Genomic DNA, 26,086 nt, shown 5'->3' with positions numbered 1-26,086 from the left:
AACTATACTTGGATCTGGACGGGTATCCAGCTAAAATACGCCTCCTTTAAGTGAGCATGCTTGCTCCTTAATCCTGTTTCAAGCACATTTTTGTGCCACTATCGAATTGAACACGAGGCTATATTTCAATGAGCAAAAAGCTGCATATTAAAACCTGGGGTTGTCAGATGAACGAATACGACTCTCAGAAAATGGCTGAACTTTTAGATGCCACCAACGGCTACCAGCTAACTGAAGATGCAACAGATGCCGACGTAATCTTACTTAACACCTGTTCAATTCGTGAAAAAGCACAAGAAAAAGTATTTCACCAATTAGGTCGCTGGAAGTTATTAAAAGACGACAAGCCAGATTTAATCATTGGTGTAGGTGGTTGTGTTGCCTCACAAGAAGGTGACTCTATTCGCCAACGTGCGCCATTTGTAGATGTTATTTTTGGTCCGCAAACGCTACACCGTTTACCAGAAATGATTAAACAAGTGCAAGGCGACAAAGGCTCATCGGTTGTTGATATTTCATTCCCAGAGATTGAAAAATTTGACCGCCTACCAGAGCCAAAAGCAGATGGCCCTTCTGCTTTCGTATCAATTATGGAAGGCTGTTCTAAGTACTGTACTTTTTGTGTTGTACCTTATACTCGCGGTGAAGAAGTTAGTCGCCCAGTAGATGACGTACTACTTGAAGTTGCACAACTTGCAGAGCAAGGTGTACGTGAAGTAAATCTTTTAGGTCAAAACGTAAACGCATACCGCGGCGATACGCACGATGGCGAAATTTGTTACTTCTCTGATTTAATTCGTCTTATTGCAGCTATTGATGGTATTGACCGTATTCGTTACACCACATCGCACCCGGTAGAATTTACCCCAGATATAATCGACGTTTACGCCGATGTACCAGAGCTTGTAGATCACTTACATTTACCAGTACAAAGTGGTTCAGACCGTATATTAAACCTAATGAAACGTGGTCATACGGCAATTGAATACAAATCGACAATTCGTAAGTTACGTAAAATTCGTCCTAACTTAAGCATGTCGTCAGATTTCATTATTGGTTTCCCAGGCGAAAGCAAAGAAGACTTTGAAGCAACCATGAAGCTTATTAGCGACATAGGTTTTGATATGAGCTTTAGCTTTATTTACAGCGCACGCCCAGGTACGCCAGCGGCAGATTTGCCGGATGACGTAACAGAGCAAGAGAAAAAAGAGCGCTTATACTTACTACAAAACCGTATTACACAAATGGCGCAGCAAATTAGTCGTCAAATGTTCGATACAGAGCAACGTATACTTGTTGAAGGTCCTTCTAAGAAGAACCCTATGGAATTACGTGGCCGTACCGAAAACAACCGTGTAGTAAACTTTGTTGGCCCGCACACAGTGATCGGACAGTTTGTTGATGTACGTATTACCGAAGCACTACCTAACTCTTTACGTGGTGACTTAATTCGTACAGAATCAGAAATGAACTTACGACGTGAAGTCGCTCCTTCAGCTATTTTAACTAAAGCTGCAGCTGCAGAGCCAAAACCAGACACTGTTAACGAAATTGGCGTAGCTACTTTCGTTCCTTAGTCACACAATTAGCGCCAGTTAACGCTGGCGCAGTACTATAGGAAGCAATTTTGAGTAATCAGTTAAAAACATTAGAGATTTATTTAGAACCTGCCGATAACAAACGCCTATCTTCTTTATGTGGCCCGTTTGACGAAAACATCAAACAAATTGAACGCCACCTGGCTGTTGAAATAATTCACCGTGACAACTTTTTTAAAGTAACCGGTAAACTACACAACTGCGCCGGCGCTGTAGAAATCTTAAAAAACCTTTATGTTGATACTCAGCCAGTTCGTGGTGTTTTAGGCGAAATAGAACCCGACGCCGTTCATTTAGCTATTACCGAATCAAAAGCTTTAGAGCAAGATGCATCCAGCAGCGCTTATGGCAAAGAAATGGTTATTAAAACCCGCCGTGGTGTTATTAAACCACGTAACGACAACCAAGGTGTTTATGTGGCTAATATTTTAAACCACGACATTACCTTTGGTATTGGCCCTGCAGGTACTGGTAAAACTTACCTTGCAGTTGCAGCCGCCGTCGACGCTCTTGAGCGCCAAGAAATACGCCGTATATTACTAACGCGCCCTGCTGTAGAGGCTGGCGAGAAGCTTGGCTTTTTACCTGGCGATTTAAGTCAAAAAATAGACCCATACCTGCGCCCTCTTTACGATGCTCTTTTTGAAATGTTAGGTTTTGAAAAAGTAGAAAAACTCATCGAAAAAAATATCATCGAAGTCGCACCGCTTGCTTACATGCGCGGACGTACTTTAAACGATGCCTTTATTATTTTAGATGAAAGCCAAAATACTACCGCCGAGCAGATGAAAATGTTTTTAACCCGTATAGGGTTTAACTCAAAAGCGGTGATTACAGGCGATATTACACAGGTCGATTTACCTCGTGGGACACGCTCAGGCCTTCGCCATGCAATTGAAGTACTTGATGGCGTAAACGAAATTAGCTTTAACTACTTCAAAGCCCACGACGTAGTACGTCACCCTGTTGTAGCACGCATAGTTGAAGCCTACGAGCGAAACGACGAAAGCGAGCGACTTAAGCGCATTGAAAAGCAAAATGCAAAAGACGCACTCGCTGCTCTTCAACAGCCTACTACTAAAGAGTAATACTTTGACAACCGAACTTGATTTACAAATAGCCTGTGAGTTTGACAACCTCCCAAGCGAAGAACAATTTTCACTATGGGCCGACAAAGCCCTTAGCCAATACCGTGACGAGTCCGAACTCAGTATCGTTATTAGCGACGAAGCGCAATCGCAACAACTTAATAACGACTATCGCGGTAAAAATAAACCGACCAACGTACTGTCGTTCGAATTTGAAGCACCACCAGGCATAGATATTCCTTTGGTTGGTGACTTAATTATTTGCCCAGCCATTGTATTAGCTGAAGCAATTGAGCAAGAGAAGTCATTTCATGACCACTTTGCTCACATGGTTATTCACGGATGCTTGCATTTGCTTGGATTTGACCATATAAAGAGTGAAGACGCTTTAGAGATGGAAAGCATCGAAAAGCAATTACTTGCAGAGCTAAACATAGCAGACCCATACCGGGACGATATTTAAATTAACGGAGCAATTAGACGCAATGAGCGACGGTAACTCGCAATCTAGCCAGGGTTCTTCTGGCAAAACGTGGTTGGGCAGAATAGCCCAAATGTTGCAAGGGGAACCCCAGAATAGAGAAGAGCTGGTCGAAGTTATTGCCGATGCGCAAGAACGAGACGTAATCGATCCAGAAACAAAAGAGATGATAGAAGGTGTGCTTGGCGTGTCTGAGCTTAAAGTGCGAGACATAATGGTCCCGCGCTCACAAATGATCACTCTTGAGATCGACAGCCCGCTTGAAGAACTAATTCCAATGATGGTTGACTCAACTCACTCACGTTTTCCAGTGGTGATTGAAGACAAAGATCATGTAGAAGGTTTTTTACTCGCTAAAGATTTATTGCCACTGATCTTAAATAAAGACGAGCATTTACCATCAATACGCGATTATTTACGCCCAGCAATGGTAGTACCTGAAAGCAAACGTGTTGATACATTGCTAAACGAATTCCGTCAGCAACGCTACCATATGGCTGTTGTTATTGACGAATACGGCGGCGTATCGGGCTTAGTAACGATTGAAGATATTCTTGAAATAATTGTTGGCGAAATCGAAGATGAGCACGACGAAGAAGAAGAACATCAAGATATTCGTCAACTTGCTAAACATGTCCACGTAGTGCAAGCACTCACTCCTGTAGATGACTTTAACGAGCATTTTAAAACAGGCTACAGCACAGACGAAGCCGATACTATTGGCGGAACTGTACTGCACGCATTTGGCCATATGCCAAGCCGTGGTGAAACGATTGACATAGAAGGTTACCAATTTAAAGTAACCAACGCCGACAATCGTCGTATTTTGCAACTGCAAGTCACCGTTCCTAAGGCTGATGATAACGACAGTGAAGAAACTGCTAACTAGACTTACCCTATTAGCAAAAGATAAAAAAGCATGGCTCGCACTCGTTGCGGGCCTTGTTTTAACTTTTGGCTATGCCCCTTTTGAAATTTGGCCCATCGTATTTATTAGTCTTGGCGCCATAATTTTTTGCATTAATCCCAATAATACCGGTAAAGCACACGCAAAAACCGGTGCTAAATATGGCTTTATATTTGGCCTAGGCTGGTTTGGTGCAGGTATAAGCTGGGTACATGTTTCTATTGCCACCTTTGGCGGTATGCCGCTTATAGCGTCGCTCTCGTTAATGGCTTTTTTGTGCTCATACTTAGCATTATTTCCCGCACTTGCCTTTTGGGCAACTACACGCTTTGCCAGTGGCCCTAAAAGCTTTGGCGCATTATTAATTGCCTGCTTTGCAATTAGTGAGTATTTACGTGGCACCGTACTTACCGGTTTCCCGTGGTTAAGTTTTGGCTACACACAAACCGACGGACCTTTAAGGCTGCTTGCCCCTTATATTGGCGAGTTTGGCCTAACCCTCGTGTGTATCGCGATTGGTTTTGCACTTTATCGCTTAACCCAAAAAGACTTTAAAACCCCGGTGGTTACTGCGACAGCTGTTGCGCTTATTTTTACAGGCGCAAATACCACAGGCAGCATTCATTACACAAATAAAAACATGTCAGTATTGCTCGTACAAGGCAACATACAGCAACACCTGCGCTTTGAGCCAAGTGAGTTTTGGACCACAATGAGCAAATACCAAGACATGACACGCCCACATTGGGATGCCGACTTAATAGTATGGCCAGAAGCCGCAGTGCCTGAAATAGAAATGCTTGCCGATTCCTACCTAGCCAATTTAGACAGTGCCGCCTCGTTTAATCAAACCGCCCTTGTAACCGGTATTGTTGACTACCAGCGAGACACCAAAAATATATTCAACACACTTATTGTGGTCGGTAATAAAGAACGTGGCGACGAGCATGGGCATTACCATTACCTTGATAAAAACCGCTATCAAAAACACCAGCTACTACCTATTGGCGAATTTGTACCGTTTCAAGACTTTTTGCGCCCTATTGCCCCATTATTCGATTTGCCTATGTCATCGTTTACCCGTGGCGACAAAGTGCAAAACAACTTGCGCGCCAATGGCTATAACTTACTCCCTGCTATTTGCTACGAAATTGTTTTTGCAGATTTAGTACGCGGTAATTACAAAAGCGACTCCGACCTACTCTTTACTGTAAGTAACGATGCCTGGTTTGGCGACTCTATTGGACCTTTGCAACACATGCAAATAGCCCGTATGCGCGCGCTCGAACTACAACGCCCTCTAGTGCGTGTTACTAACAATGGTGTAAGCGCCGTATACGACCCCATAAGCCACACACAACAAACCATGCCTCAGTTTGAAGCTACCATATTGAAAGCCAACATTAAGCTCATAAAAGGCGACAGCGTGTACAGCCAATACGGAAACATATTTGTGTGGGGATTGGTGTTTTTGATGGGGCTTGTTGGGTTTGGGGTTAGGTTGAGAAAGTGAATTAAAATTAATAGCTGTCGGTGGACAGCTATTTAAAAAAGTGTTTATTGTTGGGTTTCGCTTCGCTCTACCCAACCTACGCAAATTTACTTTTTAATCTAGCCTATGCTAAAAATATAACGAGCTTCGTTCTATTTTTAATGCTTGGTGTTGCTCAATATCAGGTTTAAAAAGTTAAACTCGACTGAAATTTATAATTGGATTTTGACAGATAAACTCACCACCTTTAACGGCATACATCAATACAATATTGAGATTGAGCCTGAATGCCGACCGACTTTAACTTTATCGGTATGCGACTTTATTTCACTTACTTGCGGGAGTTTAATTAAGTATCAAATTTAAATGAGGTTAGCATACACCATAGTAACATTTTATCGTAACCCGACTATTGGCGTCCTCGCTCCCAACTAAATAACTTTTTAGTCATAACTACTCGTTATGCTTTTTGCTTTCTATGGGGGTAGTTTACAGCAACTATCAAAACCACTTAAACTTTAGCTTTGCTGAGTGTACTCTGCTCACCTGTGGCCTCAGTAGATTACAATGAATATCAATATAGCTACTTTTATTTGGTTCTATAAAAATATCATCGCTTTTACCTAAACAATTACCAACAAACTTTCCGTTTTTATCGAATGTAGATGCTATAACACCACCTGCATATATGCTTTCATTGGTGATATTTTTTAACTCGGCAGTTATTCTTACTCGCCCATTTTCTTTAAAGATATCAGAAAGGGTAAGTTTATAATCACTATTTAAGTCGTCAGTGCCCTCCAATGCTTTATTTGATACCTGCTCTTTAAAGCCACTATCAACTTCTGCGGCTATTGTTAGCGCGTACACACTGATACCACCGAGTGTTGCTATTACAAACCCTATCCCCCAAAAAAAGCCCTTTATAGCCTCATTAAAATTATTACTCATTTAATTCCCTTTTAATTTTTCACTACTAAATTTCGTTAACAATATACCCAAAATTACTCCTTTCACTAACCTAGTATATAAATTAAGACTTATTTTTGTAATAAGCTTTTTAAACCATAGTACCAACTAAGCGCTGCCACCGTGCCATGAGTTTCTTCTTCAAAGTAACGTTGATTTATATATAAACTGTTACTCGGGTGCGCTTTTAGTTTTTTAGCAAGCTCTAAGCCCCATTTATAATTAGCCTCTCCAATTTCACCAAAAGCTGCATTATTAGCAAAAGTAAAATATACATTGCCTTTAAGCTGCTTATTTATAAGCTGTTGCTCGTCAAAATAACGATTGAGATAATTATTATCCCAAAGGTAGGTTGCATCAATAATTAAGTAATCAGTAAATAAAGAGTGATTTGTAAGTAAAACATAACTTGCGAACAAGCCGCCGAAAGATTCCCCAATTAATACCCGCTTATTTGATGTACGGTAATTTTTATTAATGAAGGGAATAAGTTCTTTTTCAAAGAAAGCGGTGTAGTTTGCGGCATTGCCAATATTTTCAAATTTTTCGAGTAGCTTGCCGTTAAAAGTCCAATCGACATTGGTAGGGGTAAAGTCGCGCTCTCTTATCGCATTTTTACTGTTTGGAACAGCGACAATAATTGCTTGTTGAATTTGTTTTTCTAGCCGCTCAGTACTGAGTGCTTCAACAAGCCCCGCTAAGGCTTTTAAATGGGTTGGGTCGCCATCAAGCAGGTAAATAACAGGATATACTCGTTCGAGGTTTTGCTTGTAGCTTGGCGGTAAATAAACACTATAACTGCGCTGCTCACCTAAAATAATAGACTTAAGCTGATGTGTTTCTGCTAACACAATATTTTCTGACGCATACGAAGCTGTAATAAAATACAGATAACTAAACGCCATTAATAAAGCTTTCATAACCATCCTTGTAATTAATAAGAGCAAACTTAACTTTTTACAGTCTCTTCTACCGTTTCAACATTTACAACTTGATTCAAGTTACCTTTAATAACCACAGTGGCTGATATTTTATCTTGAATGGCTTGTCTGTTTGGATCCCAATATATCTGTAAAAACCCTAACAAGCCTGTGGCAAAGCCTGCACCGTAGCCGCCGTAGCGACCAAAACAATCTAATAATCCTAATGGCTCACCGCTTAAGGCAACCACACGAATATTACATACCTTTTTACCCGGTGTTTGGCCGCGCCAATGTAACGAGAACAACGTAAAGTAAACAGCAGCCCAGCCAAAACCTAAGCCCAAGTCTTGAATAATGCCTTTGCTCCACTGCAAAATACTATTTGTGCTTGTTTGTGCAGGTTTTTCTTCTATTAACTGTGCAGGCTTTATTTCGTTATTTTCACTGAGCACTAATAATTGTAAAAGTACGGTAGCAAGTTGTGGGTTTTGTAGGCCGTCCATTTCTGCTAATTTGGGAACTTGCCCAATTAAATTATCAAGCGCGTTTCGTTGACAGGGTTGCTCACAGCTGTCATCGGCTGTTTGCGCTAAATAAGTATTTAGCTGTTGTTTTTCTGTGGCGGTAAGCTGAATTTCATCTTGTATTTTTACGCCCTGAACAGCTAAACCTTGATCAGTGTTATCGTCTTCTAGGTAATCAATGCCAATTGAAAGCACAGTAAGTGCGCTTACAAATAAAATACTTGCTGCCGTTATTTTTAAGATTCTTCGCCACACATTCGACATTTTTGGAAGGTATTGCTGTGCTGTACCTTTATAAAAAGCCATTGCAGCAACAAATGCTATTAAAGCAGCGCTAAGTTTGGCTGCTAAAAATATCAGTGCAACATCAATAATAATCGCTAGTGCACGCTGAATAGGTGTAGCTAAAGGCAAGCCCAGTAAAGCGCTGTCAATTTTAAAAGCGTAGGGTGTAATAACTTCTCGGGTTTCAGAATTTGATAATTCTAATTGTTCTATTTCTGTGGCTTTCATTTATTTTCTTGTTATTAAAATAGGTAACCCGGTTAACTTACGCGTTTTTTATTTTTTGCTCAAGGTAAAGCTATTAGAATCAATGCACAAAAAAGGGCTGCATAAAATGCAGCCCTTCATGTTTTTACTCAATGTTTATTACTTACTAGCAATTATACCGTTGGATAATCGGTATAGCCTTGTTCTGCGCCACCAAATAAGGTGTCGGGGTTGTGGCTGTTAAGAGGCTTGCCTTGCTTTAAGCGTGCTGGTAAGTCTGGGTTTGATACAAACGGGCGACCAAAGCCAATCATGTCGGCCCAGCCTTCGCTAAGTGCTTCGTCTGCGCGCTCTTTGGTGTACTTACCTGCGTAAATTAATACACCACTGTAGGCTTTGCGAATCGATTTTTTAAATTCAACACTCATTAAAGGTGCGTCATCCCAATCGGCTTCGGCTATATGCATGTAACCTACACCGGCTTTATTTAATGCCTCAGAAACCGCTAAGTAAGTTTCCTCAGGGTTTTCGTCTACTGTGCCATTAAGGGTTGTTAACGGGGCTAGTCTTACGCCTACTTTGCTGCTACCAATTTCGTCGCTAACAGCATGTACCACTTCAATTAAAAAGCGTATGCGGTTTTGCACACTCCCACCATATTCATCGGTGCGAGCATTTGACTCTGAGTCTAAAAATTGATTAATAAGGTAACCATTTGCAGCATGAAGCTCTATGCCATCAAACCCTGCATTAACTGCATTTTTAGCTGCTTGGCGAAATTCGCCTATGACATGCGTAATATCTTGTTTGCTCATTTCGCGTGGGAGTTGGGTGTCTACAAACCCCGGTGCGCCGTTTGTATCTACAAATACTTTTACGTCTTTTGCGGCAATGCCCGAGGCTGAAATAGGCTGCACGCCACCAGTGTTGTCACTGTGGGTAACACGGCCAACATGCCAAAGCTGAGCAAACATCACTCCACCAGCGCTATGTACTGCGCTTGTTACTTTACTCCAGCCTGCAACTTGCTCATTTGAATAAATACCCGGAGTCCAAGCGTAACCTTTACCAAGCTCACTAATTTGTGTGCCTTCGCTTACAATTAGTCCGGCACTTGCGCGCTGTGCGTAATATGTTGCCATTAAGTCGTTAGCTATATCGCCAGGCTGTGTTGAACGCGAGCGAGTCATTGGGGGCATAACAATACGGTTTTTTAATGTTTTACCTGCAAGTTCTATTGGTTCAAAAAGTAATGTCATAATGCCTCCTAAGTTTGATTGCGCTCATAATAACGTAACCAAGCACATGCAAAAACAACAAAAACTGCAAAATAGTTTTGTTGTATCTGCAATAAAGCCACAAAGTAAAACACATTAACTTTAGGTGAACTAAATGTATTTTATTGACTCTTAACAGCACTATTAAGTTGAGGGTTTGATGTGAATAAAGGGAATGCATGGCCGTGGGTTATCTCGTTGTGTATACACGCTATTGTGTTGTACTTTTTGTTTTCGCAATCTATTAAAGTTGCGCCGCCAAAGGAGGAAAAAAACGCAATAATACAGGCCTATGTTACGGTTAATTTAGCAAGCCTACCTAAGCTAAGCTCAGTTGTTACAACAACCAATGCGCCTGATATAAAAACTGTAAACACTAAAACTGATGCACCAAATTCAGCGACCTCTAACACTACACCTATAAAAAAAGATTCTACAAAAGCCAAAGTAAGGGTAACTAAAAAATCGCAAGCCAAAACCATCACGTTACCAAAGGCACAAACAGACCTTAAAAAAGACCCTGTAAAACCTGTTGAACCCCTGTTAGCTGCGCCTTCAGAGCCTACAACAAAAGCTTCTCAAACATTTAAAAAGCTAAATCCATACGCGCCGCTATTTGGCTCTCCTGTAAATAATATGACTCATAAAAAAATAGTCTCCTTTGGTGAAGATAAAAGCTCTGAAAATGAAGAGATAAACAATAAGCCCACAATTAAAACACCAGTAAAATCTGATAATTCAGAAGTTATTAGCCAAAATACAACTGGCACACGACGATTAGAAAAATTTAATGGTAAATGCTATTTAATTGATACTTCCACCGTATTTGGTAGCAATGGTATGCCTCAAGGTAGCGGTAAACACTGCCCTGAGGATAAAACTGATAAAGAAATTATGTTTGAAAAAATCATGAAAAAATGGAGCCGTAAAAATAATTAGCTTTAAATAAGTGAACAAATAATATGTTTATCCGTATTGATAAGCTTAAAGTACTTAGGAGTAAGCCATGATCACCAAACAACTATCATCACTTTTTGTATTTAATTTATTAGTTGTAAGTGCACAAGCTAATGCAAACCAGCGCTGGTACGTTGTTAACGACTCAGTAATGGGCGGTGTATCTAATAGCCAGTAACACAAACTCAAGAAAGTTTGCTTTTTACAGGCAATGTTTCGCTTGATAATAACGGCGGTTTTGCATCAATACGTACAGAGCTAAATACACAAAGCCAAAATACTAAAGCTATAGCGCTGCGTGTTAAAGGCGATGGACAAATCTATCAGCTCAGGCTCAGAACAACTAATTACCTTGATGGCGCAGCGTACACTCACTCATTTAAAACAGTAAAAAATGAATGGGTAGATATCAACTTTGCTCCGAGTGATTTTACTTTAACGTATCGCGGCCGCGTGCTTGAGCAACAACCGATTATTGATTTTGACGATATAAAACAGCTAGGCTTTATGATTGCAGGTAAGCAAGAAGGTCAATTTAAGCTTGAAGTGGGTAAAATTGAGTTTAAAAGCTAATCAAGCAGCAAGCTTTGGCATTGAGCGGTGTAATCATGAGCGCGAATGGTTGCGCTACTTTCGGTGTACTATTTAGCCCTACTAGCAAAAAGCCCCACTTTATTAAAGTAGGGCTTATACCAATTTATTAAACTAGCTAGTTACTTACTTAGTGCTTTGATTATCTTGTGAGAGCGCAATAAGTGCAAGCGCTGCATTTAGACGAGTATTTAAATTATTATAAATAGTCATTCCAAACACTCCGATAATACAAACAATTAAACCCATTTGTAGGTTAACGCTCATCTCTAGTAAAAAAATAGCTGCAACTAGTAAGCATAGCGCTAATGCATAAATAATAGATTGAAAGGTAAAGTTAATATCACCTTTGGCTATTTTAAGTAATTCATCTTTATTCATAATTTACTTCCTTGTTATTTAATCACTAAGACTCAATTGCCAGTAGCTCTACTTCAAAAATAAGTACTGAGGCAGGAGGAATACTCCCTACACGTTTTTCACCGTAGGCAAGTTGGTGCGGTACATAAAAAATGTATTTATCGCCTGGGCTCATAAGTTGTAAACCCTCAGTCCAGCCTTTAATAACTTGGTGCAAGCCAAAGCTAATCGGTGTTTTACGCTCTACTGAACTGTCAAACACAGTGCCGTCGATTAGTGTGCCGTGGTAATGCACGTTAACCATACTTTTTGGGGTTGGTGTGTTTTCGTTTTCGCTTTTATGGATTACTTTATACTGCAAGCCAGAAGCTGTTTCTACTACACCTTCTACCTTTGCGTTAGCGGCTAAATAATCTGCACCTATTTGTGCATTTATGCCTGCTTGTTGTTTTGCTTTTTTACTATTTTGAAATATTAAAAAACAAAAAATGGCGATAACTACCGCCAAAATTATATTAATCATCATTAACCTTTTTCGTTATCTAGCTCTTCGTCTTTTTCGTCATCATCGCCGTTTACTATGTCGGCAATCTCTTTGAGGCGAGCAAGTGCAATACCGTTTACTGAGTTTTCTGGATACTGGTCATCAATAATATCGCCAGCTTCTATATCCATTAACAAGTTAAGCGCTTGGTCTACGGTTTCAACTGCGTAAATATTGAATTTACCCGCTTCAACCGCATTAAGTATTTCGTCATCAAGCACTAAGTTAACTTGGTTTGATTTAGGAATGATAACGCCTTGCGAACCTGTTAAACCACGCATTTTACACAGTTTAAAAAAGCCTTCTATTTTTTCGTTTACGCCACCAATGGCTTGTACATCGCCGTGTTGGTTTATAGAGCCTGTAAGCGCAATTGATTGGCTAATAGGTAAGCTTGTAATAGACGAAATAAGCGCACACAACTCAGCCAAAGATGCGCTATCGCCATCTATGTAACCATAGCTTTGCTCAATGGCAATATTAGCGCTAAGCGTTAAGCTAAAGTGCTGCGCATATTTATTACCTAAATAACCGGTAAGCAACATAACACCTTTTGAGTGAATTGCTTTACCAAGCTCAGCTTCGCGTTCAACATCTATTACGCCATCGGCGCCAGCATAAACCGTTGCCGTAATACGCGCAGGGGTACCAAATGAGGTATCGCCAATGTGTAATACGGTTAAGCCATTTACTTTACCAATGGCTTGGCCGTCGGTTGCAATAAGTGTGTGACCTTCTTTTATATCGCTTAGCATGTTTTCACTAATTTGGCCGGTACGGTATTGCTTACCTTCAATGGCTTCATCAATATGATGCGCATCTATAACAGTTAATTTATCTTGTTTTGCGTAGTAACTTGCCTCTGCAACTAATTCAAGTACATCAGCAAAGCGCGCAGAAAGCTTATTGTGATGCTCTGCTTGGCGGTAACTAAACTTAAGTAAACGCACCATAGCTGCTTGTGTGGTAGTGCACTTTAATGTTTGCTCGCAGTACTCGGTAACTTTAGTTATAAATTGGTACTGTAATTTATCGCTACTTGGTAAGTAGTAATCAAAGTCAGCTAATACTCTAAATAACTCTGCAAACTCTTCATCGTATTCACCTATGGTGTAATACAGTTCGCGCGAGCCTAATAAAATAATTTTTACATCAAGCGGTATAAGCTGCGGGCGAAGTGTAAAACTACTACCTACTGAGCTATCTTGATACGGTAAGTCGTTTTTAATTTGATGCGTTTTAAGCGACAGTTTTAAACCATCCCACACTTGAGGGTTAGCCATTACCTTTTCAGCATCCATAATTAAATAACCGCCATTAGCACGGTGCAATGCGCCCGGCTGAATAGAGCGATAACTGGTAATTAAAGACCCTTGCGATGTGGAATACTCAATTTTACCAAATATATTACCAAATGTTGGATTGGGCTCGTACACCACGGGTGCTGCATCGTCTTCTTTAAACTCAACTAAAATATTAGGTGCAAAAAAGTCGGTAAGCATGCCTTTACGATCAAAGTCTTCTTTGCTTTCTTCGCTTTCGTCTTCGTCATCGAGCCATTCAAGTACCGCGTCTATAATTTCAACGCGTATATCTTTTAAATAACGCAGTACACCAATATGAGTTGCATATTTATGTTCTAAGTCTTTTAAAAGCGGTTTTGTGGCCTGCTCTGCAGTCGACTTTTTAAGATTACGCTGTTTTTCTTTTGATTCGCGCTTCCAGCGTGGCAGCTCAATTAACGCTTCTATTAATGCATCTTCTAGCTTTTCAATTTTTTCAAAAAACTCTTCGCGTAACGTTTCTTCAAGTTCGCCAAATTCGCTGTCGCTTAATTGTTTACCATCTACTAGCGGTGCAAACCCTACTGAATTTTTTTCTTCAACTAATGCAACACTTTGCTCAAATGCCGCAATTTCTACTGCGGTAATAGCGCTGTCGTAGGCATCGTTAAATTCACGGTCGATTGATTTTTTTTTGCGTTGGTATCCTGGGTTATCAAATGCAGCAGGAAATGTGTCGAGTACTTCATCTAAAAATGAATCTATGTCGTCACTAAGTTGCTTGCTTTGCCCTGCATGCATAAACAACGCGATAGGCTCTCTGTGATCATCGTAATTATTTACGTATAGCCATTCGTTTGGGGTTGGGCGGTCTTTTGCGTGTTGCTTAAGTTTATCTTTAACAAGCGTAAAGCGCCCATGGGCAGCCTCGCCCATTACATAAACGTTATAACCAGGTAGTTCCATCCCTAAAGAGAAATCTAAGGCACTTTGGGCGCGTTGTTGGCCTATAAATGTTAGTTGCTCGGGGTATGGATTGCTCATACACGTATGTACGTGATTAGTAGAAATACTCGGTGCGAGCTTTGAAACAGATAGTGGCAGCAATTTTTTCGTCATTCTAACTTCTTTTTTTACCAACATATTCGCTGGCCTTTGGGCGTATTAAGTGGCCCGCAGCCACTTAATACTTATATTTAAGGGTGCAGCGCCTTACGACTAAAATAGATTCCATCACATTCAATACACGGTGTAATTTGTGTCGCGTGATAAACATCGTAACTATGGGTGCAATTCTTACATACTAATGTGCCCATGGCTATCCATTCGCCTGCGTGATACACACCATTGTGCTTAAAATCTTGACTAAGAGATTGCCACTCAAGCTGAGTTTTATCTTCTATGTGTGAAAGCTCAAACCATAATGATTCTTTAAGCTCTTGCCATGCAAGCGAATTATAGTGCGATTCGTTTTCTTGGACATGTTCTATATCGCGCTGTAAATAACTTTTATATAAAGCGTATCTTTCTTGCCCTAAATCTTTAAGTGCCTGCTCAGATTCAACAAATCGAGTAACTGCGTCTTTTACTTCATGATCTTTTACATCTTTTAGCCATTTGGTTAAATCGCCAAGCCATGCTTTATAATCTGCCATTTTTTACTCCTTCAAAATTGCTGTTAAATCACCCTATAACTTAGATAAGTATAGGTTAACCTGAACTGAAGGTTAGAATTTATCAAAACCGCGTTTTTGACGCTGTGAATAGCACTTTATTTGGGGTATCCTAATGGCAATTTTTTATTAGTTTGCAAGAAGTCTGGAACCATAGATGCAAGAGCAATATAACCCGCAAGATATAGAGTCAAAAGTACAAAGCTACTGGGAAGAAAACCAGGTATTTAAAGTCACTGAAGATGAGAGCAAAGAAAAGTATTATTGCCTTTCTATGTTCCCTTATCCGAGTGGTCGACTGCATATGGGTCATGTACGTAACTACACCATTGGTGATGTTGTTTCTCGTTTCCAGCGCCTGCAAGGCAAAAACGTAATGCAACCTATGGGTTGGGATGCGTTTGGTTTACCTGCAGAAAACGCTGCTATTAAAAACAAAACAGCACCTGCTAAGTGGACATACGAAAATATTGATTACATGCGTACACAGCTTAAGCAATTAGGTTTTGGTTATGACTGGGATCGCGAAATTGCGACATGTCATCCAGAATACTACAAGTGGGAGCAGTGGTTTTTCACTAAGCTTTACGAAAAAGGCTTAGTGTATAAAAAAATGTCGACGGTTAACTGGGATCCAGTGGATCAAACAGTATTAGCTAACGAGCAAGTTATTGACGGTCGCGGTTGGCGTTCAGGCGCTGTGGTTGAGCAAAAAGAAATTCCACAGTGGTTTATTAAAATTACCGACTACGCACAAGAACTACTTGACGATTTAGACAAGTTGGAAGATTGGCCAGAGCAAGTTAAAACAATGCAGCGTAACTGGATTGGCCGCTCTGAAGGGTGTGATATTGAATTTAAACGCACCGATAATAACGAAACTTTTAGTGTATACACAACTCGTCCAGACACCTTTATGGGTGTTACGTATGTTGCTGTTGCTGGTGGTCACCCTATTGCACAAGAAGCCGCTAAAAATAGCGATGCTGTTGCAATGTTTGTTGAAGAATGCAAAAACACCAAAATTGCCGAAGCAGACATAGCAACAATGGAGAAAAAAGGCATAGCAACAGGCTTTTATGCAACTCACCCATTAACGGGCGAGCAAGTACCAATTTGGGTCGCTAACTTTGTATTAATGCATTACGGCTCAGGCGCTGTTATGGCGGTACCTGCACACGACCAACGCGATTTTGAATTTGCAACGGCTTACGGCCTAGATATTAAACAAGTAATTGCACCGGTTGAAGGCTCAGATCTTGAAGTAAACCTTGAGCAAGAAGCATTTACCGACAAAGGTGTGCTTGTAAATTCAGGTGAATTTGACGGTCTTGATTTTGATACCGCGTTTAAAGCCATTGCCGACAAGCTTGAAGCACTCGGTGTTGGGGAGCGTAAAGTAAACTTCCGTCTACGTGACTGGGGTGTGAGCCGTCAGCGTTATTGGGGTTCTCCAATCCCAATGCTTAGCGACCAAGAAGGCAAAGAACTTGCAGCAACAGAAGATATGCTACCAGTTCGCTTACCAGAAGATGTGGTAATGAATGGTGTAACGTCACCTCTTAAAGCAGACCCAGAATGGGCTAAAACAACAGTAAATGGCGCACCTGCGTTTCACGAAACTGACACGTTTGACACCTTTATGGAATCATCTTGGTACTACGCACGCTACTGTAGCCCACGCTACGACGAAGGCATGCTAGATCCAGCGGCTGCTAACTATTGGTTACCAGTAAACCAATACATTGGTGGTATTGAGCACGCTATTTTACACTTATTGTACTCGCGATTTTTCCATAAATTATTACGTGACTTTGGTTTGGTAAATTCAGACGAACCGTTCGACCGCTTACTTTGTCAAGGTATGGTGCTTGCTGAAACATTTTATCGTAAAGATGAAAAAGGCGGCGATGTATGGATTTCGCCAAGCGATGTAAATACCGAAACCGACGACAAAGGCCGCGTAACTAAAGCATGGCATAAAGAAGACGGTGAGCCGGTATTCTCATCAGGCATGAGTAAAATGTCTAAGTCTAAAAACAATGGTATAGACCCACAACATGTAATTGCCCAGTATGGTGCAGATACAGTGCGTTTATTTATGATGTTTACAGCACCACCAGAGCAAACGCTTGAATGGTCAGACTCAGGTGTTGAAGGCGCACATCGCTTCTTAAAACGTGTATGGAAATACGCAGTAGACGTTAAAACAGTAGGTTACCAAGCACTTGATAAATCAGCGCTCACTAACCCGCAAAAATTACTACGTCGCGACTTACACAAAGCAATTGCTAAAGTGACTGATGATGTTGAACGTCGTCAAACCTTTAACACCGCTATTGCAGCCATTATGGAGCTTTCTAATAAGTTATTAAAAGCACCACTGAGCGACAAACAAGATGTAGCGATTGCTAACGAAGCACTTGAAGCATTAGTTATTATGCTTGCACCTATTACTCCGCATTTATCGCATGAGCTTTGGAAAGAGCTTGGTAAAAAAGGCGAGATTTTAGATGCTGCATGGCCAAAAGTTGACGAGTCTGCACTTGTTGAAGATGAAAAACTAATCATCGTACAAGTAAACGGCAAGCTTCGCGCTAAGTTAACAGTGGCAGCTGATGCCACTCAAGAGCAAGTAGAAGCCCTTGCGTTTGCAGAATCTAACGTAACTAAATTTACTGATGGCTCAACCATTCGTAAAATCATTTACGTACCAGGTAAACTACTTAACGTGGTAGCTAACTAATATGGCTGCATTTAACGCCATTAAAAATGGACTAGCCTTAGTGCTAGTCTGTTTTTTGTTATCAAGCTGTGGCTTTCATTTAAAAAAAGCCTCTAGCTTGCCTGATAACTTAAAACAGCTAACACTTGTAGGCGATGATGAAAAATCGACTTTATTTTCTGAGCTTAAAAAAGAGCTTAAAGCGAGTAACGTAGAGCTAGTATCGTCAGCTAAAGATAAAGCCCAATTGTATTTACGCAAAGAAAGTATTGAACGCCAAACACTTTCGCTGTTTCAAAATGGTCAGGTTGCTGAATACGAACTTGCTTATGGCGTGTCGTATGTAGTTAAACGCCCTGGTGAAAAAGCGATAGAAAAACGTTTTGAGCTTTATCGTAATTACCAAGACGATCCGGATCATGCATTAGCAAAAGCAAAAGAGCTTGAGCTACTCATTAGCGAGATTCGTGAGCAAGCCAGTCGTCGTATTGTTAGAGAGCTGTCGCAACTATAATGCGCTGCTATGCTAATCAACTACCGAGTGAATTAAATAAAGGGCTAAAGCCCTTTTATTTAGTATTTGGTGAAGAGCCTTTTCAAGAAGCGCAGTGCGTACAACAAATTCGCGACTGTGCTAAGCAACAAGGTTTTGATGAAGTAATTAAGTTTACTTTAATGCAAGGATTCGATTGGCAAGAAATCATAGCCCAGTATAAGAGCATGTCGCTGTTTAGCGCCCGCACTATTATTGAGCTTGATTTAAACCAACAAAAGCCAGGCGTTATTGGCAGCAATACCTTTAAAAAAGTAGTTGAGCTGGTCAATTCCGATACTATTTTAATTGTTAAAGGCGCTAAAGCCAGTCAAGAAGTACAACGTGGTGCGTGGTTTAAAGCCCTTGATAAACTAGGCGTGTTCGTACCTTGCTACCCACTTACGGGCTCTCATGTAAAACGATGGCTTGATGAGCAATGCCAACGTTTATCACTTAATATGCAAAGCGACGCCAAAGTAAGCTTAATAAATGCCACTGAAGGCAACTTATTAGCCTGTTTTCAGGAGCTTGAAAAGCTCTCGCTACTACACGGCAATGCATTAATTACTCAGCAACTAGTTATGCAAGGGTTGTTAAATCAAGCCAAGTTTGATATTTTTGATTTAAGCGATGCACTATTAAATGGCCACGCTAAACAAGCTATAAAAGTATTAAACAAACTTGCCAGCGATAACACCGAAGTGGTGAGTATTTTGTGGGCTATAACCAAAGAGCTTAATACACTTATAAGTGTGCAACTTGGTTTATTAAATGGCGAACCTATAGCAAATTTATTTAAACAAAAAGCAATTTGGAAAAACCAACAAGGTCCAGTTCAAAACGCAATTAACCGTTTAAATATGCACACACTAGAACAAATAAACAGTGATGTTGCGTTGTTTGATGCTAGTTACAAGCAAGGTAATTTAATTGCACCTTACCAAGCGCTTGCTCATATTTGTATTAAATTTTGCCAGCCGCTCAACATTCCTATGCCGTGCCACGCGGTTAATTAATAAATAACTAATGGGTGTTAAATGATCGCAATTTTTGGTGGCACTTTCGACCCAGTCCATTTAGGCCATCTAAATATGGCGCAGCAATGCGTTAATGTGTTTAATTTAGATACGCTTTATTTTATGCCCTGTGCACTCCCTGCACATAAAGCAGCTCCGGGAATTAGTACTCAGCACCGTATTAATATGCTAAACGCAGCCATTGCACCTCATCCTCATTTTGAACTCGATTTAAGAGAGCTTAACCGAGCTGGTCCATCGTATTCACTACTTAGTTTGCAAGAACTTCGTAAAGAGCACCCCACTACGCCTATTTTATTTTTAATTGGTATGGACTCGTTTAACAATCTCGATAAATGGTTTGAGTGGAAGGCAATAACGCAGCTTTGCCATATTGTGGTGTACCAGCGTCCTGCTCAACATTGCACTGTAACAGGTGAGCTCAAAAGCTATATGCAACGCGCAAATGCCGGCGAAGTCGCGGCACTAAAACACTCACTTGCAGGTAAACTTTATTTTTTACCGGGTGAAATGCTCGATGCGGCCTCAAGTACAATTCGCAAGCAGCTAAAAAAAAGTAATAAAAAGAATGAACTATTGCCCGACGCAGTGAGTCATTACATAGAAGTGCATCAGCTCTATCAAATTGATGCTTAAAAACTCCTAGCGTGTTAAAATGCGCGCCATTAAATTTTTAAATTGAGACAAAACCTTGGATTCAAAACAACTACTCGCCTTTGCAATGGATAAAATTGACGATATGAAAGCGCGTGACATCGTTCATATTGACGTAACTGAAACATCAGATATTACAGATTACATGGTAATTTGTTCTGGTACTTCTAAACGCCACGTACAGTCAATTGCTGATCACTTAGCAAAAGAAGCGCGTCATGCAGATTCAGAGCCACTAGGTTATGAAGGTGAAGGCGACGGCGAATGGGCACTGGTTGATTTAGGTGATGTGGTTGTACACGTGATGCAAAACGAAGCACGTAGCTATTACGATCTAGAAAAACTGTGGGGCTAAACGCTCACTCATTTTAGACAATGCTTGGAAGTAATACGTGAAAATACAAATGATTGCTGTTGGTACTAAAATGCCAGCATGGGTAGAAACGGGATTTGCAGAATATCAGCGCCGTTTCCCTAAAGATATGGCGCTAGAGTTAATCGAAATTCCAGCCGGTAAACGTGGTAAAAATGCAGATATAAAGCGTATTTTACACATTGAAGGTGAAAAAACATTAGCGGCTATTCCAAAAGGCAATCGTATTGTAACGTTAGAGGTAACAGGGAAAGCACTGGATACTCACCAACTTGCTAAAAATATGGAAAAATGGCAACTCGATGGCCGCGATGTAAGTTTACTTATTGGCGGACCTGAAGGACTTGCTCCAGAGTGTATTGCAGCGTCTGAGCAAAAATGGTCGTTATCTAATTTAACATTGCCGCATCCTTTGGTGCGTATAATTGTTGCAGAGAGCCTTTACCGAGGCTGGAGCTTAAATAACAACCATCCTTATCATCGCGAGTAACCCTTGCCATGCTAAAACATAGACCCACTATTCGTGACCACTCCGCAGAAGCAAACTTATTTGCTAGGCGAGCATTCGTGGGTTTTGTTTTTGTATTAGGATTAGTCGCAGTATTGCTTTCTAATCTTTATACTATTCAGGTCGAAGATCACCAAGACTACCAAACCCGCTCCAACGATAACCGCATTAAAGTTATTCCTATTGCACCCAACCGTGGTTTAATTTACGACCGTAACGGTGTGCTACTTGCTGAAAACAAACCTGTTTACAACCTTGAGGTCATCCCCGAAGAGGTAGACGACCTTGACGAATCGCTTAATCAAATAAGTAAAATAATTGCGATTACAGAGCAAGACAAACAAGACTTTTTAAAAGATATAAAACACACCCGTCGTTTTAAATCACAAGTATTAAAAGCCCGCTTAGACGAAACAGAAGTGGCGAAATTTTCGGTTAATCAACATAAATTTCCTGGTTTTAGCATTGAGGCACGCCTTGCTCGCTACTACCCATTTGGCGACACACTAACGCATGCGCTCGGTTATGTTGCCAAGCTTAATAGAAAAGAGCTAAACCAATTAGAGCAAGAAGACCGTGCAACCAATTACCGCGCCACACATGATATTGGCAAACTCGGCATAGAGAAATATTACGAAGAAACACTGCACGGTAAAGTAGGCTCACAACGGGTAGAAGTTAATAACCGTGGCCGTGTAATACGCACCCTGAGCATGACCCAACCGCAACCAGGTAGCGACTTAGTACTGACTTTAGACGTTGGCTTGCAACAAATAGCACAACACGCGCTTAAAGATATGCGCGGCGCTGTTGTAGTTATGGACGCCAAAGATGGCGGCGTGCTGGCACTTTATTCAAACCCAAGTTACGATCCAAACTTATTTGTACACGGCATTAGCAGCAAAAATTATAAAGCGCTGCTTAACCAAGACCGGCCATTAATAAACCGTACTACGCAAGGTCGTTATGCGCCGGCCTCTACTGTAAAGCCTTTAATGGCAGTATTAGCGCTTGAAGAAAATATAGTAAATGAGTCAACATCAATGTGGGATCCTGGCTTTTTTCAAATTCCAAATGTTGAACATAAATGGCGAGATTGGAAACGTTGGGGCCATGGTCATGTAGATGTATATAAAGCGATTGAAGAGTCGTGTGATACCTATTTTTACGATGCGGCTTATCGATTAGGCATTACTAAAATAAGCGATTTTATGGCCCGTTTTGGCTACGGTGATTTGTCAGGTATTGATATTCACGAAGAAACTACTGCTATTCTACCTTCAAAAGAATGGAAAGAAGGACGCTTTAAAGAGTCTTGGTGGCGCGGTGATACTATTTCGGTAGGCATTGGCCAAGGTTACTGGACTGCCACACCTATTCAAATTGCAAATGCAACTAACATATTAGTTAATCGTGGTATTAATCATCCCCCTCATTTGGTGCAAGTGATAAAAAAAGATAACGACATAACGCAAATTAACAACGAAGAAAAACCCCCTGTTGTTTTAAAAGATCCGCGCCATTGGCAGGTATCGTTAGATGCAATGCATAATACAGTACAAAAAATATCAGGCACAGCCCACAAAGCATTTAAAGGGACTAACTACGACTCGGCTGGTAAAACCGGTACCGCGCAAGTAGTTAGTATTGCCCAAGGTGAACGCTACGATGCAGAATCTCTTAAAGAGCGCCAACGCGATAATACAATTTATGTAGGCTTTGCACCTTATAGCGATCCTAAAATTGTGGTTTCTGTTGTGTTAGAAAACAACCACGGCGGCATTCAAATAGCTCGCCAACTTATGGATTACTACTTTGCAGCCAACCCTGTTAATCTTGCAAGGAACGAGACACCATGACCGCTTTGCACGATAAACGCTCTATTTGGATGCGTATGCACCTAGACCTACCGCTGCTTATTGCACTACTTATAATGATGGCTGGCAGCATAATGGTTGTTTACAGCGCAAGCGGGCAAGAGTCTTCTATGATGATTAGGCACATGACCCGCATGGGCGGTGCGATTGTTGCTATGATTGTTTTAGCCCAGTTTTCGCCTGCCACGTTAAAGCGGTTAGTGATCCCACTTTATTGTGTTGGGTTATTAATGCTAGTCGGTGTACTTTTATTTGGTGTAAGCTCAAAAGGCGCGCAGCGTTGGCTCAATTTAGGGGTGACACGATTTCAACCTGCAGAATTAATGAAGTTGGCTGTCCCGATGATGGTAGCTTGGTATATAGGTAGAAACCACTTACCACCTCGCCCGCTACATTTAATTATTGGTTTTATGATTGTAATGCTCCCTACATTATTAATTAAAGAACAACCCGACTTAGGTACCGCTATACTTATTGCAAGCTCAGGTATATTTGTATTATTTTTGTCTGGGTTGAGTTGGCGTTTAATAGGCTTTTTAAGCTCGATTATAGCGCTTGCTGCATGGCCATTTTGGCACTACGGTATGCACGATTATCAAAAACAACGTGTACTCACCTTTTTAGATCCTGAGAGCGATCCGCTTGGTTCGGGTTATCATATTATTCAATCGAAAATTGCTATTGGATCAGGCGGCATAGAAGGTAAAGGCTGGTTGCTTGGTACACAATCGCAATTAGAGTTTTTGCCAGAGCGCCACACCGACTTTATATTTTCGGTTTTAAGCGAAGAATTTGGCTTATTCGGCGTATGTGTTTTACTTAGCCTGTACTTATTTATTATTGGTCGTGGTTTATACATTGCTGTTAATGCACAAGATGCATTTGGTAAATTGCTCGCAGGCGCACTCACCCTCACCTTTTTTGTATATGTATTCGTAAACATAGGCATGGTATCGGGTTTATTACCTGTTGTAGGCGTACCTTTACCACTGATTAGTTATGGTGGTACATCGATGGTGACGTTAATGGCAGGATTTGGCATTATTATGTCAATCGCGACAGATAAAAGGATGCTTTTAAAATAATGCGACACACGAATCAGTTTATATTTACCACGTTATTAATTTTGCTTTTAAGTGCTTGTAGTAGTGGGCCAAGTAGCCGTTATAGTATGCGTCATGATGCAGCGCCATTAAGAGCTCCTACTACGCTTGAAATGCAAGACGCTATAGTTACCGAAACCACTAAAAGTGCTAGCGCTAGCCGCCCATACACAGTGCTTGGTAAAAGCTATTCGCCCATGCTTGATGAGACGGGTTATAGTGAGGAAGGCATTGCCTCTTGGTATGGTCGTAAATTTCATGGTTATCACACCTCAAATGGTGAAACGTATGATATGTTTGCCATGACCGCAGCGCATAAAACGCTGCCACTACCTAGCTTTGTTAAAGTAACCAATACAGCAAATGGTAAATCGGTAATCGTACGCGTGAACGACCGTGGCCCATTTCATGACGATAGAATAATTGATCTTTCGTACGCAGCCGCTTATAAGCTTGGCTACTACACCCATGGTACAGCAAAGGTTAAGCTAGAGGCCGTTACGCTTGCGGGCGCAACTGCGCGTCAAACCTACATTCAGGTAGCTGCAGGTAGTACACTTGCTAATATTGAAGCACTTGCCAGCACATTGCGAGAGCAATACAAATTACCAACAAATATTGTGCAAAAAGACGATATTTACAGACTGCATTTAGGGCCAATAAAAGATACCCCTCATGCAAACGAAGTATTAAAAAAATTAAAAGAAAATCAATTTCAAAACGCGTTCTTGCTTTACACTCAGTAAGGCCTTTAGAATGGCGTAACGCGAATCTTTAACTTTAACCATTAATGAGTATGATGAAATCTATTAAACATAAAATCCTCAAAGGTGTATGCGGCCTAGTTTGTACAGCCGCCGTATTCTCAGCCAGCGCCCAAATTATTCCGGCACCACCTCAAGTTAATGCGAAAGGTTATTTTTTAGTCGACTTTACAACAGGTAAAGTTATTGCTGAAGGTGAAGCCGATACACAGCTAGCACCTGCAAGTTTAACTAAAATGATGACCAGTTATGTAATTGGTACTGAAATTAAAGCAGGTAATATTGCCACTACCGATATGGTAACGGTAAGCGAAAAAGCATGGGCTAAAAACTTTCCAGAATCTTCAAAGATGTTTATTGAAGTAGGTAAACAAATTAGTGTTGATGAGCTTAACCACGGTATTATTATTCAATCAGGTAATGATGCATGTGTAGCAATGGCTGAGCATATTGCTGGAAGCGAAAGCGCATTTGCTGATTTAATGAATGCCCATGCTGCTAAATTAGGTATGAGCAACAGTCACTTTATCAACAGCCACGGCCTTGATACTGACGAGCACTTCACAACTCCACGCGATATGGCGACACTTGGTGCTGCTCTTATTCGTGATGTGCCAGATGAATATGCACTTTATAAGCAAAAATCGTTTACTTATAACGGCATTAAGCAATATAACCGTAACTCATTATTATGGGATGAAAGCTTAGATGTTGACGGCATTAAAACAGGGCATACATCAGAAGCTGGTTACAGCCTAGTTACCTCAGCTACTAAAAACGATATGCGTTTAATTGCTGTTGTTATGGGTACCTCAAGCGAACGAGCTCGTAAAGTAGAAAGTAAAAAGCTACTTAACTATGGTTTTCGTTTTTATGAAACAATTACTCCGTACAAAGCAGGCGATAGCTTTGCAGAACAACGTATTTGGATGGGTAACAAAGAGAACGTATCTTTAGGTATTTTAGAAGATACACCAATTACTATCCCACGTGGTCAGCATAAAAACCTTAAAGCTAACTTTGAGCTAGATAATACGCTTGAAGCACCACTTGCTAAAGGTACTAAAGTAGGTACGTTATTCTTACAACTAGAGGGCGAAGATATTGCTCAATACCCACTAGTTACACTTGAAGAAGTGGAAGAAGGCAGCTTCTTTAGCAAAATTTATGATTACTTACGCTTACAGATCATGCAGTAATTTATATCTCCCCTATTAACTAGGTAACTAATTTAAACGTCTCCACTGTGAGACGTTTTTTTTTGCTTGAAAAATGTTAGAATGCGCCCCATATAAGCAAGACTGCTAATTGCCTATCTGTATTAAGCTTCAAGCTTGCATAGAGTCCACAC

24 protein-coding genes and 1 pseudogene are annotated in these 26,086 nt (G+C 40.8%); 17 read left to right on the top strand and 8 right to left on the bottom strand.

Annotation, left to right across the window (positions count from 1 at the left end):
- Positions 1 to 128: 128 nt before the first annotated feature.
- The 5 genes from miaB to lnt are packed head-to-tail and all read left to right on the top strand — an operon-like array spanning position 129 to position 5,587.
- Positions 129 to 1,577, top strand: coding sequence for a tRNA (N6-isopentenyl adenosine(37)-C2)-methylthiotransferase MiaB (miaB, locus tag RB214_RS05825; RefSeq protein WP_002958544.1), 1,449 nt, complete (start codon positions 129 to 131; stop codon positions 1,575 to 1,577).
- 50 nt (positions 1,578 to 1,627) lie between these two features.
- The gene (locus RB214_RS05820; protein WP_002958543.1) at positions 1,628 to 2,686 is read left to right on the top strand and encodes a PhoH family protein; all 1,059 of its coding nucleotides are present in this window, start codon (positions 1,628 to 1,630) and stop codon (positions 2,684 to 2,686) included.
- Between the two features lie 4 nt (positions 2,687 to 2,690).
- Positions 2,691 to 3,149 carry an rRNA maturation RNase YbeY gene (gene ybeY, locus RB214_RS05815; protein ID WP_197098693.1) on the top strand — a complete coding sequence of 153 codons (459 nt, stop codon included), beginning with the start codon at positions 2,691 to 2,693 and terminating at the stop codon, positions 3,147 to 3,149.
- Between the two features lie 22 nt (positions 3,150 to 3,171).
- The gene (gene corC, locus RB214_RS05810) at positions 3,172 to 4,056 is read left to right on the top strand and encodes a CNNM family magnesium/cobalt transport protein CorC (RefSeq protein ID WP_002958541.1); all 885 of its coding nucleotides are present in this window, start codon (positions 3,172 to 3,174) and stop codon (positions 4,054 to 4,056) included.
- Positions 4,037 to 5,587, top strand: a complete 1,551-nt coding sequence (gene lnt, locus RB214_RS05805; protein WP_197098694.1) for an apolipoprotein N-acyltransferase — start codon at positions 4,037 to 4,039, stop codon at positions 5,585 to 5,587. Before corC ends, lnt begins: the two co-directional genes overlap by 20 nt.
- Positions 5,588 to 6,067: 480 nt before the next feature.
- Here the strand turns inward: lnt and RB214_RS05800 are convergent, their stop codons facing one another.
- The 4 genes from RB214_RS05800 to RB214_RS05785 form a co-directional block, all read right to left on the bottom strand.
- Complete coding sequence (locus RB214_RS05800) at positions 6,068 to 6,517, bottom strand: hypothetical protein (RefSeq protein WP_039489341.1); 450 nt, start codon at positions 6,515 to 6,517, stop codon at positions 6,068 to 6,070.
- Between the two features lie 89 nt (positions 6,518 to 6,606).
- Entirely contained in the window at positions 6,607 to 7,455 is an 849-nt protein-coding gene (locus RB214_RS05795; protein ID WP_309168595.1) for an alpha/beta hydrolase-fold protein, read from the bottom strand.
- Between the two features lie 29 nt (positions 7,456 to 7,484).
- Positions 7,485 to 8,495, bottom strand: coding sequence for an RDD family protein (locus tag RB214_RS05790; protein ID WP_309168594.1), 1,011 nt, complete (start codon positions 8,493 to 8,495; stop codon positions 7,485 to 7,487).
- 152 nt (positions 8,496 to 8,647) lie between these two features.
- Entirely contained in the window at positions 8,648 to 9,733 is a 1,086-nt protein-coding gene (locus RB214_RS05785; protein WP_197098697.1) for an alkene reductase, read from the bottom strand.
- A 180-nt stretch (positions 9,734 to 9,913) separates the two neighbouring features.
- On the opposite strand from RB214_RS05785, the gene RB214_RS05780 reads away from it, so the two are divergent.
- Both RB214_RS05780 and RB214_RS05775 read left to right on the top strand, forming a co-directional pair.
- Positions 9,914 to 10,690 carry a hypothetical protein gene (locus RB214_RS05780; RefSeq protein ID WP_309168593.1) on the top strand — a complete coding sequence of 259 codons (777 nt, stop codon included), beginning with the start codon at positions 9,914 to 9,916 and terminating at the stop codon, positions 10,688 to 10,690.
- A gap of 67 nt (positions 10,691 to 10,757) precedes the next feature.
- Positions 10,758 to 11,281: pseudogene (locus tag RB214_RS05775) on the top strand (CIA30 family protein).
- A gap of 144 nt (positions 11,282 to 11,425) precedes the next feature.
- On the opposite strand, the gene RB214_RS05770 reads toward RB214_RS05775, so the two are convergent.
- The 4 genes from RB214_RS05770 to RB214_RS05755 all read right to left on the bottom strand — a co-directional run bounded on the left by RB214_RS05770 (position 11,426) and on the right by RB214_RS05755 (position 15,141).
- Entirely contained in the window at positions 11,426 to 11,680 is a 255-nt protein-coding gene (locus RB214_RS05770) for a hypothetical protein (RefSeq protein WP_309168592.1), read from the bottom strand.
- 25 nt (positions 11,681 to 11,705) lie between these two features.
- Complete coding sequence (locus tag RB214_RS05765) at positions 11,706 to 12,182, bottom strand: FKBP-type peptidyl-prolyl cis-trans isomerase (protein WP_309168959.1); 477 nt, start codon at positions 12,180 to 12,182, stop codon at positions 11,706 to 11,708.
- Positions 12,183 to 12,184: 2 nt separating this feature from the next.
- The gene (locus tag RB214_RS05760; protein ID WP_309168591.1) at positions 12,185 to 14,605 is read right to left on the bottom strand and encodes an AAA family ATPase; all 2,421 of its coding nucleotides are present in this window, start codon (positions 14,603 to 14,605) and stop codon (positions 12,185 to 12,187) included.
- A 77-nt stretch (positions 14,606 to 14,682) separates the two neighbouring features.
- Entirely contained in the window at positions 14,683 to 15,141 is a 459-nt protein-coding gene (locus tag RB214_RS05755; RefSeq protein ID WP_002958528.1) for a hypothetical protein, read from the bottom strand.
- A gap of 175 nt (positions 15,142 to 15,316) precedes the next feature.
- On the opposite strand from RB214_RS05755, the gene leuS reads away from it, so the two are divergent.
- Genes leuS through RB214_RS05705 form a run of 10 tightly spaced genes read left to right on the top strand, consistent with a single transcriptional unit; the run spans position 15,317 to position 25,934 of the window.
- Positions 15,317 to 17,905, top strand: a complete 2,589-nt coding sequence (gene leuS, locus RB214_RS05750) for a leucine--tRNA ligase (protein WP_309168590.1) — start codon at positions 15,317 to 15,319, stop codon at positions 17,903 to 17,905.
- Between the two features lies 1 nt (position 17,906).
- A complete protein-coding gene (lptE, locus tag RB214_RS05745; RefSeq protein WP_309168589.1) occupies positions 17,907 to 18,398 on the top strand; it encodes an LPS assembly lipoprotein LptE in 492 nt (163 codons plus the stop codon).
- On the top strand, positions 18,398 to 19,435 hold the full coding sequence (gene holA, locus RB214_RS05740) for a DNA polymerase III subunit delta (RefSeq protein WP_309168588.1): 1,038 nt from the start codon (positions 18,398 to 18,400) through the stop codon (positions 19,433 to 19,435). The genes lptE and holA overlap by 1 nt, the downstream gene beginning before the upstream one ends.
- 21 nt (positions 19,436 to 19,456) lie before the next feature.
- Positions 19,457 to 20,092, top strand: a complete 636-nt coding sequence (gene nadD, locus RB214_RS05735; protein WP_309168587.1) for a nicotinate-nucleotide adenylyltransferase — start codon at positions 19,457 to 19,459, stop codon at positions 20,090 to 20,092.
- Positions 20,093 to 20,147: 55 nt separating this feature from the next.
- Positions 20,148 to 20,465: a ribosome silencing factor gene (gene rsfS, locus RB214_RS05730; protein WP_002958523.1), complete on the top strand. Its 318-nt coding sequence runs from the start codon at positions 20,148 to 20,150 to the stop codon at positions 20,463 to 20,465.
- Positions 20,466 to 20,502: 37 nt separating this feature from the next.
- A complete protein-coding gene (rlmH, locus tag RB214_RS05725; protein WP_002958522.1) occupies positions 20,503 to 20,973 on the top strand; it encodes a 23S rRNA (pseudouridine(1915)-N(3))-methyltransferase RlmH in 471 nt (156 codons plus the stop codon).
- A gap of 8 nt (positions 20,974 to 20,981) precedes the next feature.
- Positions 20,982 to 22,850 carry a penicillin-binding protein 2 gene (mrdA, locus tag RB214_RS05720; RefSeq protein ID WP_309168586.1) on the top strand — a complete coding sequence of 623 codons (1,869 nt, stop codon included), beginning with the start codon at positions 20,982 to 20,984 and terminating at the stop codon, positions 22,848 to 22,850.
- Positions 22,847 to 23,953 carry a rod shape-determining protein RodA gene (gene rodA / locus RB214_RS05715; protein WP_165744029.1) on the top strand — a complete coding sequence of 369 codons (1,107 nt, stop codon included), beginning with the start codon at positions 22,847 to 22,849 and terminating at the stop codon, positions 23,951 to 23,953. The genes mrdA and rodA overlap by 4 nt, the downstream gene beginning before the upstream one ends.
- A complete protein-coding gene (locus RB214_RS05710; RefSeq protein ID WP_024603580.1) occupies positions 23,953 to 24,717 on the top strand; it encodes a septal ring lytic transglycosylase RlpA family protein in 765 nt (254 codons plus the stop codon). Before rodA ends, RB214_RS05710 begins: the two co-directional genes overlap by 1 nt.
- A 53-nt stretch (positions 24,718 to 24,770) precedes the next feature.
- A complete protein-coding gene (locus RB214_RS05705; protein ID WP_002958518.1) occupies positions 24,771 to 25,934 on the top strand; it encodes a serine hydrolase in 1,164 nt (387 codons plus the stop codon).
- Positions 25,935 to 26,086: the final 152 nt, after the last annotated feature.

This window comes from Pseudoalteromonas sp. HL-AS1 (assembly GCF_031198785.1).
Taxonomy (GTDB): Bacteria; Pseudomonadota; Gammaproteobacteria; order Enterobacterales; family Alteromonadaceae; genus Pseudoalteromonas; species Pseudoalteromonas distincta.
The sequence above is the reverse complement of the archived record's forward strand: the minus strand, read 5'-3'. Positions and strand labels throughout refer to the sequence as shown.

What these genes read in the sequence shown, in the direction of transcription:
- lptE (WP_309168589.1), top strand. Translation starts at nt 17,907, where the DNA reads ATGGCTGCATTTAACGCCATTAAAAATGGACTAGCCTTAGTGCTAGTC.
- RB214_RS05800 (WP_039489341.1), bottom strand. Translation starts at nt 6,517, where the DNA reads ATGAGTAATAATTTTAATGAGGCTATAAAGGGCTTTTTTTGGGGGATA.
- RB214_RS05785 (WP_197098697.1), bottom strand. Translation starts at nt 9,733, where the DNA reads ATGACATTACTTTTTGAACCAATAGAACTTGCAGGTAAAACATTAAAA.
- RB214_RS05765 (WP_309168959.1), bottom strand. Translation starts at nt 12,182, where the DNA reads ATGATTAATATAATTTTGGCGGTAGTTATCGCCATTTTTTGTTTTTTA.
- rodA (WP_165744029.1), top strand. Translation starts at nt 22,847, where the DNA reads ATGACCGCTTTGCACGATAAACGCTCTATTTGGATGCGTATGCACCTA.
- RB214_RS05710 (WP_024603580.1), top strand. Translation starts at nt 23,953, where the DNA reads ATGCGACACACGAATCAGTTTATATTTACCACGTTATTAATTTTGCTT.
- RB214_RS05795 (WP_309168595.1), bottom strand. Translation starts at nt 7,455, where the DNA reads ATGAAAGCTTTATTAATGGCGTTTAGTTATCTGTATTTTATTACAGCT.
- mrdA (WP_309168586.1), top strand. Translation starts at nt 20,982, where the DNA reads ATGCTAAAACATAGACCCACTATTCGTGACCACTCCGCAGAAGCAAAC.
- holA (WP_309168588.1), top strand. Translation starts at nt 18,398, where the DNA reads ATGCGCTGCTATGCTAATCAACTACCGAGTGAATTAAATAAAGGGCTA.
- RB214_RS05755 (WP_002958528.1), bottom strand. Translation starts at nt 15,141, where the DNA reads ATGGCAGATTATAAAGCATGGCTTGGCGATTTAACCAAATGGCTAAAA.
- nadD (WP_309168587.1), top strand. Translation starts at nt 19,457, where the DNA reads ATGATCGCAATTTTTGGTGGCACTTTCGACCCAGTCCATTTAGGCCAT.
- RB214_RS05705 (WP_002958518.1), top strand. Translation starts at nt 24,771, where the DNA reads ATGAAATCTATTAAACATAAAATCCTCAAAGGTGTATGCGGCCTAGTT.
- RB214_RS05790 (WP_309168594.1), bottom strand. Translation starts at nt 8,495, where the DNA reads ATGAAAGCCACAGAAATAGAACAATTAGAATTATCAAATTCTGAAACC.
- RB214_RS05760 (WP_309168591.1), bottom strand. Translation starts at nt 14,605, where the DNA reads ATGACGAAAAAATTGCTGCCACTATCTGTTTCAAAGCTCGCACCGAGT.
- leuS (WP_309168590.1), top strand. Translation starts at nt 15,317, where the DNA reads ATGCAAGAGCAATATAACCCGCAAGATATAGAGTCAAAAGTACAAAGC.
- miaB (WP_002958544.1), top strand. Translation starts at nt 129, where the DNA reads ATGAGCAAAAAGCTGCATATTAAAACCTGGGGTTGTCAGATGAACGAA.
- corC (WP_002958541.1), top strand. Translation starts at nt 3,172, where the DNA reads ATGAGCGACGGTAACTCGCAATCTAGCCAGGGTTCTTCTGGCAAAACG.
- RB214_RS05770 (WP_309168592.1), bottom strand. Translation starts at nt 11,680, where the DNA reads ATGAATAAAGATGAATTACTTAAAATAGCCAAAGGTGATATTAACTTT.